Annotated in this window: 13 protein-coding genes; all 13 read right to left on the reverse strand. The window is 68.0% G+C overall.

All coding sequences use genetic code 11. From position 1 onward, the window contains the following. Window positions 1-20: 20 nt before the first annotated feature. The 13 genes from AB0H42_RS26080 to AB0H42_RS26140 all read right to left on the reverse strand — a co-directional run bounded on the left by AB0H42_RS26080 (window position 21) and on the right by AB0H42_RS26140 (window position 15389). Window positions 21-845, reverse strand: coding sequence for a mycofactocin-coupled SDR family oxidoreductase (locus AB0H42_RS26080; protein WP_357060400.1), 825 nt, complete (start codon window positions 843-845; stop codon window positions 21-23). Between the two features lie 162 nt (window positions 846-1007). After that, on the reverse strand, window positions 1008-1802 hold the full coding sequence (locus tag AB0H42_RS26085; RefSeq protein ID WP_357060403.1) for an enoyl-CoA hydratase-related protein: 795 nt from the start codon (window positions 1800-1802) through the stop codon (window positions 1008-1010). After that, complete coding sequence (locus AB0H42_RS26090; protein ID WP_357060405.1) at window positions 1799-2698, reverse strand: hypothetical protein; 900 nt, start codon at window positions 2696-2698, stop codon at window positions 1799-1801. The genes AB0H42_RS26085 and AB0H42_RS26090 overlap by 4 nt, the downstream gene beginning before the upstream one ends. Next, entirely contained in the window at window positions 2695-5049 is a 2355-nt protein-coding gene (locus tag AB0H42_RS26095) for a CoA transferase (protein WP_357060408.1), read from the reverse strand. Before AB0H42_RS26095 ends, AB0H42_RS26090 begins: the two co-directional genes overlap by 4 nt. 116 nt (window positions 5050-5165) lie before the next feature. Then, complete coding sequence (locus tag AB0H42_RS26100; RefSeq protein WP_357060411.1) at window positions 5166-5501, reverse strand: cysteine hydrolase; 336 nt, start codon at window positions 5499-5501, stop codon at window positions 5166-5168. Window positions 5502-5641: 140 nt separating this feature from the next. Further along, window positions 5642-6754: an ABC transporter ATP-binding protein gene (locus tag AB0H42_RS26105; RefSeq protein ID WP_357060413.1), complete on the reverse strand. Its 1113-nt coding sequence runs from the start codon at window positions 6752-6754 to the stop codon at window positions 5642-5644. Then, window positions 6751-8547, reverse strand: coding sequence for an ABC transporter permease subunit (locus tag AB0H42_RS26110; protein WP_357060416.1), 1797 nt, complete (start codon window positions 8545-8547; stop codon window positions 6751-6753). The genes AB0H42_RS26105 and AB0H42_RS26110 overlap by 4 nt, the downstream gene beginning before the upstream one ends. Next, window positions 8544-9677: an extracellular solute-binding protein gene (locus AB0H42_RS26115; protein ID WP_357060418.1), complete on the reverse strand. Its 1134-nt coding sequence runs from the start codon at window positions 9675-9677 to the stop codon at window positions 8544-8546. The genes AB0H42_RS26110 and AB0H42_RS26115 overlap by 4 nt, the downstream gene beginning before the upstream one ends. Window positions 9678-9860: 183 nt before the next feature. After that, window positions 9861-11078, reverse strand: a complete 1218-nt coding sequence (locus AB0H42_RS26120; protein WP_357060421.1) for a CoA transferase — start codon at window positions 11076-11078, stop codon at window positions 9861-9863. After that, window positions 11078-12250 (reverse strand): acyl-CoA dehydrogenase family protein, encoded by a 1173-nt coding sequence (locus AB0H42_RS26125; protein ID WP_357060423.1) that lies wholly within the window; start codon window positions 12248-12250, stop codon window positions 11078-11080. The genes AB0H42_RS26120 and AB0H42_RS26125 overlap by 1 nt, the downstream gene beginning before the upstream one ends. 41 nt (window positions 12251-12291) lie before the next feature. Next, the gene (locus AB0H42_RS26130) at window positions 12292-13443 is read right to left on the reverse strand and encodes an acyl-CoA dehydrogenase family protein (protein ID WP_357060426.1); all 1152 of its coding nucleotides are present in this window, start codon (window positions 13441-13443) and stop codon (window positions 12292-12294) included. A gap of 35 nt (window positions 13444-13478) precedes the next feature. Next, window positions 13479-14039 (reverse strand): NAD(P)H-dependent oxidoreductase, encoded by a 561-nt coding sequence (locus AB0H42_RS26135; protein WP_357060428.1) that lies wholly within the window; start codon window positions 14037-14039, stop codon window positions 13479-13481. Window positions 14040-14213: 174 nt separating this feature from the next. After that, window positions 14214-15389, reverse strand: a complete 1176-nt coding sequence (locus AB0H42_RS26140) for an LLM class flavin-dependent oxidoreductase (RefSeq protein WP_357060431.1) — start codon at window positions 15387-15389, stop codon at window positions 14214-14216.

Consider the following 15389-nt stretch of genomic DNA (forward strand, 5'->3'; position numbering starts at 1 on the left):
CGGTCTCCGGATCCGGGCGCTCAGCGGCGGCCCGTCTGGATGGCCGGCGATTTCATGACGCCGGCGTCCACGGCCAGCTCCGCCGCGGTGATGTAGCGGGATTCGTCGGAGGCGAGAAAGAGCACCGCGTGGGCGATGTCGACGGACTCCAGCAGCGGCACCGGCAGCAGGTTGGGACCGCTGTACGGTGCATCGGCCGACGGCGGGGCGGGCGGCTCGATACCCGCGGCCTTCGCCGCCTCGGCGCGCGAGACACGCTGTTCCTGCAGCAGAGGGGTGTCGATGGCTCCCGGCAAGATCGTATTGACGCGAATCCAGTGATTGCCGAGCTCGACGGCGAGGCTCCTGGCGAGGCCGAGCACGCCGTGCTTGGACGCGGTGTAGTGCGACATGTTCATCGAGGCCACGACCGAGTTCGTGGAGCCGGTGATGATGATCGATCCGCCTTTGCCAGCCGCGATGAGGGCCGGGACGACAGCCTTGGCCACATGCCATACGCCGGTGAGGTTCACATCGACGATGCGTTTCCATTCGTCCTCGGAGATTTCCCAGGCGGCACCGTGACCGGCCATGCCGTGGTTGATGACGACAACGTCCAGTCCACCCGCCTGCCCGATACCCTGCTCGACCGCGGCCGCGACCTGCTCGAAATCCCGCACGTCGACCTGATAGGCGATCATCGTTCCGCCCACCTTCTCGACCTCGGCGACTGTCTCGTCCTGGGGGCCGAGGTCGAAGCCGATGATGCTCGCGCCTTCCTCGGCCAGTCGAACGGCATGTGCTCGTCCCTGCCCTCGGCCCGATCCGGTGATGAGTGCGATCTTGCCTTCGACGCGTCCCGCCATTGTCGAATCCTCCTGCTGAGATCGAAGTGCCGGACCAGGCTCGGACCGGCACCGACCGCTCTCCACGGCCGCACTGGCAAGTCTCGGACGGCCGCCGCGGCGCGACAACGAACACGTCTCGCGTGGTAGAACCCCGGCCGCAAACGTTCGGGGACAGTGGGTTCAGCGGGCCCGCCAATGCGGAGCGCGCTTCTCTACGAAGGCTTGTTTGCCTTCGATCGCGTCCGCACTCGCATGCAGTGCCCGGCTTTCGGAGCGCGAGCGCTCCCACAATTCGTCCTCCCGCTGCCCTGCCCGGACCGCGGCGGCGAGCCGGGTAGTCGCCTGCACGGCGAGCGGAGCCATCCCGGCCACCTTGTGCGCCAGCGACATTGCCGCCGACAGGACCTGATCCGGCGGAACGACCTCGTTGACCACACCGAGCTCCAGCGCCCGGCCGGCAGTGATCCGGTCGCCGGTCAGCAGCAGGTGCATCGCCACCTTGTCCGGCACGTGCCGGATGAGCCGGATGGCCGCCCCGCCCCCGGCGATCACGCCGTGGGCGACCTCGGACAGGGCGAAGGTCGCGGTATCGGCTGCCACGGCGAGTTCGCTGGCAAGGACGAGTTCCATACCACCCCCGTGCGCGAGGCCGTTGACCGCCGCGATTACGGGAACCGAACGCGGGTGGCGTACGAACCCGGCGAACCGCCACGATGCGTACGGCTCCTCGAGGTGGTTGATCGCCTCGCCCGCGGCCGAGGCCTTCAGGTCGGCGCCGGCGCAGAAGGCCCGCCCGGTTCCGGTGAGGACGACGGCGCGGATCCGCGGATCGGTCTCCGCCTCCTCGATCGCATCTCCGATACCGCGGGCGACGGCGCGATCGACGGCGTTGAGCCGCTCGGGACGGTTGATCCGGATGAGCAGGACGTGGTCGTGGCGTTCGGTGCGGACGACGCCCTCGGATGCGGCGGTCATTCTTCCTCTGTGGGCCGGACGAGCCGGTCCATCAGGTGATCGGTGCCCATCCGGGCGGGAACGAAGGGGGCGAGCAGATTCATACGACCGCGTCCACCCCGGGAATGGATCCCGGGTTCGCCGAGGAAATGTTCCCAGCACCGCCGGGGGTCGGTGTCGAGGAACCACACCACAGTGAGCCGTCCTCCGTCCCGGGCCTGTTCCCGCAACGCCCGATGGATCTTCGGCTTCAGCCCGGCATGCAGGCGCAGGTCGTACCGGAAGACCATGGCCGAGGTCACCGGGCCGGTGACGCGGCTCGGCAGATGCTCCTCGCGCAGCCAGTCGATCAGCTCATCCCGAGCGGAGGGTTCGGTGTCGAGGACCTCCAGGACGAGGCCGGGGGCCGGGTCGTGCAGGGCCCACTCGGCCCGCACCACACCGTCGTCGCGGTAGACGACTGCGGCCAGGTCCTGGAAAGCGGTCAACCCCGGAACACGGTGGGGATATATGCGGCCGGCCGCGGCCAGGCGGCGGTTGGCGCCGAGGGCCCAGGCCTCGACGTCGTCGATGCGACCGGGCGCGATCCAATAGGTCCCGAGCATCCAGCCGGTGTCGAGGCTCGGCAGTGGCGGGCAGGGGGTGTCCGGCAACCGCATGGCCCGCAGGTCATAGGTCGCCACCCAGCGACGACCGGCGAACACCCACGGTGCGTACATTCCGCCGGCGAGATAGTGGTCGTCCTCGTACCAGCGGTTGTATTCGACCTCGTATCCCGGTTCGGGCCCGGTGAGAGAGATGAGGGCGTGCCCCACCCCGAGGTCGAGCGGTCCTTCGGCCGCGATACCCAGATTCGGATTGGCGTCATGGTCTACGAGGCCGGACACGGGGATGCCCGCTGCGTCGGTTGTGCTCACCCCACGATCCCCCGCTCGGCGAGGTCGCGATATTCGCTCTCGCCCATGCCGAGGTACTCCCCGAGCACGTCCCGCGAATGTTGTCCCAGCAGGGGACTCGGCCTCTCGTAGCCCTGCCGCAGGGCATCGAACCGAAAACCGGTGCGCTCGTAAAAGCGTTCGCCCAGACGCGGGTGCGTGGTGACCTGGAAGTGCCCCCGGTGGTGCAGCTGCGGATCGCAGACCGTGTCGATGCCGTTGGCCACCGGCACCGCCTCGATCCCGTGGAACTGCAGGATCCCCGCGGCCTGGACCGGATCCTGGCGGGAGGTCCAGGCCGTCACCGCCGCCTCGACGGCATCGATATCGGCCAGCCGGCCTGCCGGCGTGCTCCAGCGGCGCGGGGTGTCCCCGAGTACCTCGGCGAGGCGGGCCCACTGAACGTCGTCGCGGACGGCGATCGCGATCCAGCGGTCGAGACCACTGCATCGAAATGCTCCGTGCGGCACGGCCGCCCGGTCCGGGTCGCGGTTGCCCCAGCGCTCGGTGTCCGGGCCGACGAGGGATTCGGCGAGCAGCCACGGCGCCAGCGTCCAGGCCGCGGTCTCCACCTGGGACAGATCTACGCGGGCCCCCTCACCGGTACGCGCGCGGTGCTGCAGCAGGGCGGCGACGACCGCGGCGCCGAAACGCGGTGAGATGGAGTCGGTCACCGCCTGGGCCGGACCGAGCGGAACACGATCGGGCCAACCGGTCAGCCAGGTATAGCCCGACAGCGCCGACCCCTGTCCGCCGAACCCCGGGAAGTCCTTGTACGGCCCGGTGTGACCACTCAGGCAAGAGCTGAGGTAGATCACATCGGGGCGTTCGACGGCCAGGGAGGCGTGGTCGAGACCGAATTTGCGCATCGTGCGCGGCGCGAAGTTCTCGGTGACGACATCCGCGGCGAGAGCGAGCCGGCGCGCGACGGCCAGCCCCTCGGGCCGGGCCAGGTCGACGGCGATACTGCGTTTTCCGGCATTGATGCTGTCGAAGAGCGGGGACGCGTCGAGGCCGTGATCCTCGTGTGGCGCCACCATGCGCAGAAAGTCTGGCCGGCCGCGGGATTCGACGCGGATCACATCGGCGCCGTTCTCGGCGAAGTATCTGCCGATGAGCGGCCCGGCCCCGGAGGTCATGAACTCGACCATGGACAGGCCCTCCCACGCGCCGCCGCCGGTGGTATCTCCCGGCCCCTGGCGAGCCGGGCGCGCGTCGAACAGGGCGACGGCCTCGGCGGCACTCACCGTGGTGGCCCGCGCGGTGGGTACGCGCAACCCCCGCCCGGCACTGGTGTTCAGTGCGACGAAAGGTCCCGGCACCGGCGCGCCGGTGTTCTCGAAGTCGACGAAGAACTCCCGGGCGGCGAGCTGCTCGCTCGCCAGCACCTCGGCACCGGTGAGCACCGCGGCCATCATGAGATTCTCCTTGTAGGCGATCGCTTGCAGTTCGGCGGCACCACGCCCGGCGAAGAAGGCGTCGAAGCGGGCGGTGACCTCGTCCTGTTCGGTAGGTGACATCGACTTCCACCGGGTACTCGACCACGGTCCGTCGCGGAGGTCGGCGACCTCGATGCCGTCCTCGGCCATGAGCTGGAAGACCCGGTCCATCGTCGGCTGGCGGGCGATACCCCCGCCGAGACCGAGCCCGACGAAGCCGTCTCGGCACCGCCATACCTGCGAGGTACCGACTCCGCCGCGCCCACCGTCCCGGGTGAGGGGCTGTCCGAGGGTTCGCGCCCGGTCACCGAGACCCATATTGGCCATGGCGATGGATTCGACGGCCGATACGTCGACCTCCCGCCGACCACCGGCATTGAGCGCAAAGAGAACCGCGATGGCCACCTCGGGCCCGACGTGCGCGTCGGCCAGCGGCTGCGAGCAGCGCACCGGGGCCCTGTCGTCGTATCCGGAGATGTACAGGTTGCCGGAGGAGGCCATCACGCCGAGATCCCCGGCGCGCCACGTGGCACGTGGCCCGGTGAGGCCGAACGGGGTGACCGAGACCCACACCGCGTCCGGGGACTGCTCCCGGCGCGGGGCCGGTAGGCCCGCCTCGAAGGGCGTGGTCAGCACAACGTCCGCGGCGGCGAGCAGCTCGGCCGGCACCTGCTCGCCCGGGGCGAGTATCACCCGGTGTGTCCCCATCCCCCACACGTCGTCCCGCAGCCGTTGCCGCTCCGGGACCCGGGCCTCGTCCTCGACGGCGACGCGGACAACCTCGGCGCCCAGATCGGAGAGCAGTCGTGCCCCCAGGTGCACGGCATCCGTACCCCCGAGGTCGAGGACGGCCAAGCCGTCGAGAACAGATGTCGCGCGTGCAGATTCAGCCATGGTCGTCTCTCCGTTGGTGGACGGGAAGACCAGTCGACCGCACCTGCCCCGCGGAGCTCTACCCGGCGGTCCCATGCTGCGAGAGCAGTCGGCCGAGACGTCTATGCCTACCGGAATCAGCGAGGTAGCAGGTCTTCCGAAGTCACTACCGTCGCGAAGCCGAACTTCTGCAGGGCCCCCATCGCCGCCGCCTGATCGGCGCTGCTCAGCGTGGTGCAGCAGTCGGAGATCACGGTGACGTCGAAGTCACGCATCGCCGCCGAACGCGCGGTGGTTTCTACGCACGCGTTACTCACCACGCCCGAGAGGGCGATCTTCCGGACATTCAGACCATTCAGCAAGACCTGCAGCGAGGTGTTGTAGAACGCGTCCATCCGCGGCTTGTCGAGAACATAATCGCTGTCCCGTACCTGCAACGCGTCGATCACCTCGATATCCCAGGTCCCCTCCACAAGGGCGTTACACGCGGACAGGGTCGTAACGCTGCTTCGTCACGGCGCCGGCGTCGATATAGCCGGTGCGGTAGATCTGAGAATTCGGGCGGCCGGGCCCGGCGGAGCGCTGTCCGGGTGCGGCCACCCGATATCGCCGTTCATTCCTGTTGCTCCCCGGCGGGTAACAACACCGCTCGACCCGGACGGATCCGGAAGGTCACCCGGTCGCCGGCGCCGAAGACCGGGCGGCCGTGCTCGGCACCGACCCGAGCGTGGACCGTCCGCACGCCCGCGCGACCGGATGCCGCGAGAACGACCTCCCACGCGCCCGAAGAGAACCCCAGCCGCTGGACAACCGCCGGGCAGCCGCCGCTGCCCTCTTCGCCGAGGACCACGTCGTGTGCCCGGACCGCCACAGCGATATCCGCACCGACGGCGTGATCACGGCTGTCCGCGAGACAGGTGCCCAGCCCATCGGGCAACACCACGGTCGCACCTGCCACGGCCACCTCGGTGACCCGGCCGCCGTCGATGATGTTCTCGAAACCGACGAACCGCGCGACGAACGCGCTGGCCGGTCGGGCATAGATCGTCTCCGGATGGTCGTCCTGCTCGACCCTGCCCCGGTTCATCACGACGACCCGGTCGGAGAGACCGAAAGCCTCGTCCTGGTCGTGGGTGACGTATACGGTCGTCGTTCCGAAACGGTCGTGGATATCGCGGATCGCCGTACGGGTGCGAGTGCGCAGCTGCGCATCGAGATTCGACAGCGGCTCGTCGTACAGCATGAAGGGCGAGTCGTTGGCGAGCGCCCGGGCCAGCGCGACCCGCTGCTGCTGACCCCCGCTGAGGTCGGCGGCGGGCTTGTCGGCCTGCCCATCCAACCCGACGATCCCGAGAAGCTCCTCGGCTCGGCGGCGCCGGTCGGCCGAGGAGACCTTGCGCAGCCGCAGCGGGTATTCGACATTGGCGCGAACGGTCATATGCGGCCACAACGCGTAGTTCTGGAAGACGAACCCGACGCCGCGCTTCTCCGGTGGGACGGCGATCCGCTGCCCGGGCGCGCAGACGAGGGCACCGGCGAGGTGGATCTCACCCCCCGTCGGCTGCTCCAGGCCGGCAAGGCAGCGCAGGGCGGTGGTTTTGCCGGAGCCGGAGGGCCCCAGCAAAGTGACGAACTGTCCTTCCGGGATGGTGAGGTCGAGGCTGTCCAGGGCGGCGAAGTCACCGAAGTGCTTGGACAGACGATTCAGCTGGATCGCGTCGGTCACGCCGGCGTCCTCTCGGTCGTGGGAGTCGCGGCGGCTACGCCGGCGATGATCGGCGGTCCGGCCGGTGTGGGGAGACTCCCCGCCGCCTTCCGGCGGCGGAGGGCGGCACGCAGGAGCGCCGTCCCGAGCAGGGCCACCGCCGAGAGCACGGCGATACCGGCCAGCAGCAGGATGAGCAGGGCCGAGGCCTCCGGGGTGCGTCCGGCCGAGTAGAGCTCGAAGACATGCGCGGTGACCGTCGTCGCGTTGGAGCTGCCGAGCATCACGGGGATGGCGAGGTTACCGGCGGCGGCGATACCGGCGAGAACCCATCCGGTGAGGAGACCGGGGATGATGAGGCGGACGACGGCATCACCGAAACCACGCGCCCGGCCGGCGCCGGCGATCCGGGCAGCTTCCTCGAGCTCGACCCCGATCTGGCCGACCCCCGGCTGGACCGTACGCATGGCCAGCGGCGTGGACGCCACGACGAGGCCGAGGAAGACGATGCTCGCTGTGCCGTACAGGGCAGACAGCCCGGGGATGGACAGGTAGGCCCAGAGCATGCCGAGTCCGAGTGCGGTGCCGGGAATCGACCAGGGCAGCCAGGTCGAGAGGCTGAGGAAACCCGGTGCCCAGCCCCGCTCGTGCCGGGCTACGTAGGTGATGAGCAGGGCGAGCAGCACCGCAGTGGCGCCCCCGGCGACCGAAAGCCACAGCGTCGACTCCAGTGCCTCGAGGACGGTGGGATCCTCGATCACCGAGCGGTAGTTGTCCAGGGTGTAGTTGCCGTAGACCCCGACAAAGGGGACGAGGGAGGTGAGCACCAGCTGCAACACCGGCAGCACGAGGGTGAGCAGCGTGTAGCCGGCGATGACAGCGGTACCGGCCCAGCGCGCCGCCCCGAGCTCCCACCGGCCCTGGCGGGAGGTCTTGCCACGCACTGTCGTGTACTGCCGGCCCCGCAGCAGCAACCGCTGCAGGCCGAGCAGGACCACCAGCAGCACGATTCCGCCCAGCGCCAGGGCGCTGGCACCCGTGTAGTCCGGAGGGGAGACTTCGAAGAGCAGCCCGTAGATCTCCGTGGCGAAGACATCGACGCCGGCCGTCGCCCCCAGGATCAGCGGGATATCGAAGTACTCCAGGGCGACGACGACACCGAGGACGAAGGCGCCCAGCACTGCCGGTCCGAGGGCCGGCAGGGTCACGGTGAGGAAGGTGCGGACCTTGGAGGCACCGGCGATGAAAGCCGCCTCCTCCTGGGAACGGTCCATCGCGTGCATCGGCCCGAGCAACAGGATGTATTTCAGCGCGGTCGACTTGAGCACGGAAACGGCGATGATGCCCCACCATGTCTCGACGTCGACGGGGCCCGACTCGCCACCGCTCAACATGCCGAGCAATTCGTTGATGCCACCCTGCTTGCCGCCGAGCAGACTCCACCCGGTCGCGAAGAATAGGTGCGGCATGACGAGGACGAGCACCATGACCGGTGTGAGGAGGCGGCGGCCGGGGGTGTCGGTGCGGGCCGAGACCCACCCGAGATAGGCCGCCAGCGTCGTCGAGAAAAGGCTGACGGCGAGGGCGAACCCGAGCGACTGCCCGAGGATGTTCCATGATCGGGACTGTGTGTAGTACTCGGTGATCCCACTACCGGTCCATGATGCCCCCGTCCCCGGGGACCCGTCGCGCACGGACCCGACCGCGATCATCGCGACAGGCAGCACGAACAGCAGCGCGCAGACGATCACCGCCACGAGGGCAGCGGGCGATGGGCCGCGTCGACCGCCGGGCCGGGACAGCCGGGAGGTCATTTGAAGCGCTCGACCATCTTCTTGGTCATCGAGGCGATGAGCTTCGGTTCGTCCTTCGCGGAGACGATGGCGACGTTGCCGACTTCCTCGATCGGCGGGAAAGGGGCCAGCGGCCGCACGCCCTCGCGGAGTGGGTAGTACCCGGCGCCGGCGAGCGCGTTCTGAGCCTCTTCCGTGAAAAGCCACGACAGCAGCAGCTTCCCGGCGTTGCTGTTGGGCGCCTTGTCCATCACGCAGCCGAAGTAGGTGCTGATAACGCTCGCCGACTCCATGGGGTAGACGACGCCCAGCGGCGCGCCTTTCTCGATCTCGCGTACGAGGGTGGCCTGCCGGCCGAGACCAACGTCGCCCTTGCCCGAGACGACGGCCGCACCGGTCATCGTCGACTCCGCCACCCCGACCGGCTCGTTGCCGGCCAGGCGATCCAGCCACCCGTCGTCGATCTCGCCGGTCTGCGCCAGGACGCCGAATGTTCGTGAGGTGGTGCCCGGCTTGTCGAGCTGCGGGAGGACGAGCCGGCCTTTCCACTTCTCGTCGACGAGGTCATCCCACGAGGCGGGCGCGTCCTCCTTCGATACCTTGCCGGTGTTGTAGGTCAGGGCGGCGGCCTCGCCGTAGGGGGCGATGCAGGTGCCGTCGAGGTCCTTGTCGCGGGCGACGTCTGCGAACCCCTCGGCGGCGCCGGCCGGGTCGAAGTCGGCGAAGTAGCCCTGCTCGGCCTGCTGGAGTACCGAGCTGGGACCCTGCAGGACAACGTCGGCCAGGACCCGGCCGCTGGAATGCTCCTGCTCGATCTTGCTGACGAACTCCGCACCGTAGAGACCTACGGGCTCCACGGTGATCTCCGGATACCGCCGGGAGAAGGTCTTCCACACATCGTCGAGCGGGGCACCGCCGAGGTAGACGGTGACCTCGGTCCGGCCGTCCTGCCGCGCCGCCTGATAGAGGGTGTCGAGTTCCGCCACCACGGCGTCATCGGCCGCGAGCTTCTCGACCGGTCCGCCGGTGGGGTTCGCGGATCCACCACATGCGACCAACCCGAGGGCGAGTGTCAGCGATGCCGCGAGCGCTCCCGCTCGACGGTTGCGTCCAGCATGGATCGTATCGGCCGAGTTGCGTGGGCGCGCCATCGAAGTCCTCCATCGAGCAGGTCGCCTTCACGGCGACTCCATCGGATCGAACCTAGGTCGCGTGACCGAGCACGTTCACCCCAACGGTTCCAGGTTGTGGGACCGGGGAAGTCCCACCGGGTGCAGCCTCCGGCCCCCGCCCACATCACCGGCACCCGGGCGGCCGTTTCTGGGCAGGCGCGGCTATGGGCCGGGCACGCCGGCGATCTTCCTCGCCACCAGATCCTCGGTATCGGCGCCGATCTCCGCCAGCACCTCACGGGTGTGCTCCCCCAGCCGCGGCAGAACCCTTGCGGCGCTGCCGGGTCCGTCGTAGAGGGACCGGATGGCCTCGTGCGTGATCCCGCCGGGCAGGTCGACCTCGGCGAGGAACTCGTTGTCCGTGACCTCGGCGCTGTGGGCCACCTCCGGGTAGCGGCGCACTCGCCCCACCATGATCCCGGCCGCCTCGAGGCGGTCGGCCAACGTGTCGGTGGTCGAGGTGCATGTCGACCGCTCGAGCTCGGCGATGAGCTCACCGCGGTGCCGCACCCGGGCGTCACGGCCCACGAAGCGCGGGTCGGTGAGCAGCTCGGGACGATCGATCAACCGGCACAGGGCATTCCAGTGCGGCTCGAGGTAGGCGACGAGCATGATCCACCCGTCGCTGGTGCGGACAGCGTCCGAGGGGGCGCTCAGCGGCGAGGCGTTGCCGGTGCGGGCGGGCTCCGCACCGGTGACGAAGTACTCGGCGAAGGCCGTGGACTGCAGGCTGAGTGCCACCTGGTACAGGGAGAGCCGGATCCGTTCCCCGGCCCCGGTCCGCCCACGCCGCAGAAGCGCGGCGAGCACCCGGGCGACGATGGCGTGGGCGGCGGCGTGGTCGACGACGTGGAAACCGACCCGGTAGCCGGCCCCGGTGGGCGGACCGGTGACCGAGACGATCCCGGACTCGGCCTGGATCACCTGGTCGACCGCGCTGCGGCCACTCCCCGGTCCACGGTCACCGAAACCGGAGACGCTCACCCAGGTCAGCTGCGGATGCCGCACCAGCAGGGCGTCGACGTCGAGGCCGCGACGCCGCAGCCCACCGGGCCGCAGGTTGTCGAGGACGACATCGGCGCCGGCGATGAGGGCGAGGAGCGTCTCGAGACCGTCCGGGTGGGTCAGGTCGAGGGCGACCGAACGTTTGCCGGCGTTACTTGCCAGAAAGGCCGGCGCGATATCGTCGGGTGCGCGCATCGAGGTGAAGGCCCGGGTCGGGTCGCCGGTGAGTGGCTCGACCTTGATCACATCGGCGCCGAGCGCGGCGAAGCCGGCGGCCGCGAACGGGACCGCGACCATCGAGCCGAGTTCGATGACCCGTACGCCGTCCATCGCCCCGTAGTTTTCGCCGTGCTCCACCGCAACGTCGCGGGACATCACCGGCCCCCGCCGGGGGCGGCCTTCCCGGACAGGAGACCGCGGGCGATGGCGCCCAGCTGCATCTCGTCGGCGCCCTCATAGATTCGCTCGATACGCAGGTCGCGGTAGAAACGCTCGATAATCGTCTCTTTCGAGTATCCCAGCGCCCCGTGGATCTGCATGGTCCGGTCGGCGACGTCGTTGGCGATCTTCGACGCGAAGAGCTTGGCAGCGCAGGCCTCGCTGCGGTATTCGAGGCCTCGGTCGGCGCGGGTCGTCGCCTGCAGGACGAGGCCGCGGGCCGCCCGGATCTCGACGTCGGATTCGGCGATCATGTACTGGATGTTCTCGCGGGAGGCAAGAGTCCGATCGAAGGTCACCCGGGTGTTGGCGTACTCGATGGCCACACCGAGCAGACGAATGCTCGCACCGATATTACGGGCCGGCAGGTTGTAGGCGCGGCTGCGGTAGATCGTGTGCAGGGCGAGACCGAATCCGCCGCCCACCTCACCGAGGATCTTGTTGTTCGGCACCACGACATCGTCGAAGTTGAGAGTGGCGCAGTGGTGCGACCCCATGAGCTCCTCGGTGCGAGAGGTGAATCCTCCTTCGCGATCGACGATGAAAGCGGTGGGGCCCTGGTCCTCGCCGTCGACGACGGCCCTGGCGATGACGATCGCGAAATCGGCCCACTGACCGTTGGTGATCCATGCCTTCTCACCGCGAATGACCCAGTCGTCGCCGCGCTTCGTGGCGGTGGTCCGGATCCGGCGTGCGTCGGAGCCGGATGCCGTCTCGGTCAGCGCCATACACCCCTTGCGCCGGCTCTCGATAGCGGGTTTGAGGTACTCGTCGATCTGGCCACCGGTGCACTCGTAGAGGAAAGCGGGTACGTTGCCGCCGAATCGGAAGTCGAACGGGGTGTACCCCAGCTCCTCGTTGATCAAGGCGAGGGTGGTCGCCGGGAAGTTCACGCCGCCGTACTCCTCGGGGACGTCGACACCCCACAGACCGTTGCGCCGCGCTTTCTCCTGCAGCTCAACCATTTCGTCCCAGGTCGGCTGGCCGGGCTCGCCCCGGCGCTCCCGGGCGATCAACTCGCCTTCCAGGGGTGCCAGCTCCTTGCGGACGAAGGTGCGCACCGCGGCGCAGATATCGCGCTGTTCCTCGGTGGGGGTGAAATCGAACATGAATGGGTCCTCTCGGCTCGTCGCGCGCGACGCGGGGTGGGTCAGATGCTCTTGGAGATGGCGATTTTCTGTTGCTCGTCGGTACCCGCGTAAATACGGTGGAGCCGGTTCGCCGTGTAAATCCGCGAAATCGGCATCTCATCCATATAACCCGAACCACCGAACAACTGAACCGCCTGATCGACAACCCGACCCGTCATCTGCGGAATCCACAACTTGATCATCGCCGCGTCGTCGAAACCGAAAACACCGGCCCGATACCGGCGAATCCCGTCATACAACAACGACCGGCCTACCTCGATCTCGGTACGCATATCGGCCAGCACGAACTTCGTATTCTGGAAATCGAAAACCTTCTGCCCGAAAGCAGCACGATTCTTCACCTGCTCGACCGTCAGCGCATACGCCAACTCGGCCTCACCGAGAGCACGAGCGGCCACCTGCAACCGATCCAACGTGAACGTACTCATCAGAATCCTCATCGCCTGCCCCTCATCGAGCAGACGATTCCCGGCCGGAACCCGCACCTCATCGAAATGCAACTCGGCGAGATCGTAGGCCGGACAGCCCATGAGTGGGAGCCGGCGGCGGGTCATGCCCGCGGGGGTGCCTTCGATCATGAGGATGCTCATCCCCGAGCCGCGCTTGGCCGGATCGGTTTTGGCGACGAGATAGAGCAACTCGGCCTTGTTGGCATTGGAGATGAAGACCTTGGATCCATTAACCACATATTCGTCACCGTGACGGATCGCCGTGGTCGTCATCGCGGTCACGTCCGAACCGGCGCCGGGTTCGGTGATCCCGACGGCCTGGCTGATCTCCCCGGCGAGGATCCGTTCGGCGTATTCGCGCTTCTTATCCTCGGGCCCGAACTCCATGAGAATGTGGGTGGCCAGGTCCGCACTGAGTGAGGATCCGATGGTGGCGCCCCCGATGGACCGGCCGAGCTCCTGGCTGATGATCACCGCGAACAGCTCGCTTAGGCCCGGCCCGCCGTACTCCTCTGGAATGACCGAGCCGAGAATGCCCGCCTGTCCCGCCTTACGCCAGAACGCACGGTCGTATTCGAGATCCCCGATGAACTTCTCGTGATGCGGTTCCAGCTCCTTGTCGAGGAAGGCACGTACGGTCTTCCGCGCGTATTCCTCCTCCTCGGTGAACGGACTGACAGGACCGTTGTCGAACGTGGGCACGGTGAGCTCCTGGGATGGCGGTGTTGTGCGGCGGGCTAGGCGATGAGTGAGTGGCCGAACCGTTGCGCGGCCCACACCACTTCGGTGGCGACGATCCCGAGGTTGCCGGCGCCGGCCGTGACGGGATCGCTACGGTCCGCGGTAGCGGCGGTGTTCAGTACGCATCCGTACGGTGTCGGCCACCCGCGCAGGGCATGCACGATGCTGCGCAGCGCGACGAGGGTATTGGCGCCGGCCTGCCAGCCCTTGCCGACGGCGATCATGCCGACCGGCTTGCCCGCGAGGTAGACGTTGTCGTCCTGGGCCATGTCCTCGGTGTAGTCGAGAGCGTTCTTGAGCATCCCGGAGATCGATCCGTGGTACGCGGCACTGGTGATGATGATGCCGTCGGCGGCCCGCAGCTCGGCGACGAATTCGCGCGCCGCGTCGGTACGTACCGGATCCATGGGGTCGTACATCGGCAGTGTGCGCAGATGGCTCCCCGTGAAGTGGCGTGTCTTCGCCCCGGCCGACTCGGCTCGGTCCAGGGCCACCCGCAGCGCGCGATCGCTCGAGGAATTGGGCCGTACCGTCCCTCCGATACCGACGATGTACATGGTGATCACCTTCCGGACGGGGATGTGTCGCCGGCGACGGCGACGGGATGAGAGGTCGTATCGCACTTCACTCTGGCGTGGTGGGCACCCGAGGTCACGGGGAGGTTCTCACCACGTGACACCGCGGCCGTCTCATCCGTGACGGACGAGACGGCCGCGGCGCGGTGGAGCGTGTCAGGCGGTGGGGCCGGCCGCGTGCAGGTTCGCCGTTTTGGCCTTGGCGTCGATGAGCTTGGCCTTCGTCCAGGACAGATTCGGGTCGTCCGCGGACGGCCGGGAGACGTAGTCGAAAGACCGCTCGAGCGCTGCCAGCTGGTTCTGGAAATGAGGCATGACCTTGTCCGCGAATGTATCGAACGAACGGATTATGTCGCGGTGGGCCGCCCAGTCACCGTTCATGATCAGGTAGGTACCGAAGCCGCCGGTGTCCTCGACGAGCTTGTTCAGCCGGTCGACGGCTCGGGACGGGGAGCCGATCATGGCCACCCCGGAATCATTGAGCTCGTCGATGATGTCGTCCGGGTCGGTAGCCTTGACCGGCGGGAAGGGTGCGGTCTTGGACAGGTATTCGAAGACCATCCCCAGGTTGCTCTTGCACATCTCCCGAGCCAGTTTCTCCGTCTCGGCGACAAATGAGATGCCGACGACGCGCCAGTTGTCGCGGCTGATCGTCTGCCCCTGCTTATCGGCCTCTGCCTGGGCGATACCCCAGTTCTTCGTCAGGGAATCCGCGCCGGTGGGAGTCCACTGGCCGAGGGAGAGCATGCCGACGCCATAGCGACCGGCCAGGGTCGGGCCCGTCGGCGACGACGTACTCGCTGTCACGATCTCCAGGTGCGGATCCGAGTAGGCCGGTAGATGCACACGCGCCTCGACCAACTCGTACCAATCGGTCTTGTGGCTGACGGCGTCTTGGGAGCGGATCAGTTCAAGAATCGTCTTGAAGGCGTCCTCGTAGCGGCGACGACCGAGTTCGGCGTCCAGACCGATCATCGCGGCATCCGAGGGAAGGCCACCGGAGCCGACCCCGAAAATGGCGCGCCCCTCGGTGAGATGGTCGAGGAAGGTCATCCGCTGGGCCACCATGAAGGGGTGGTGGTACGGCAGCGAGACCACGCCGGTACCGAGGCGGATGCGCTTGGTCTGGGCTGCCGCCGTGGCGATCATCAGCTCGGGCGCCGGGATGGTTTCCCAACCGCTCGAGTGGTGCTCACCGAACCAGGCCTCGTCGTACCCGGCGTCCTCGAGTGCCCGAACGGTTTTGATGTCGTTCTTCAAGGCCAGCGTCGGATTGCCGCCGAGCGGATGGTAAGGCGGGGTGAAGGTACCGAACTTCAGCCGGTTGGTCAT

Origin of the sequence: Nocardia sp. NPDC050799 (assembly GCF_040654015.1) — a bacterium.
In the GTDB taxonomy this organism is placed as follows: domain Bacteria; phylum Actinomycetota; class Actinomycetes; order Mycobacteriales; family Mycobacteriaceae; genus Nocardia.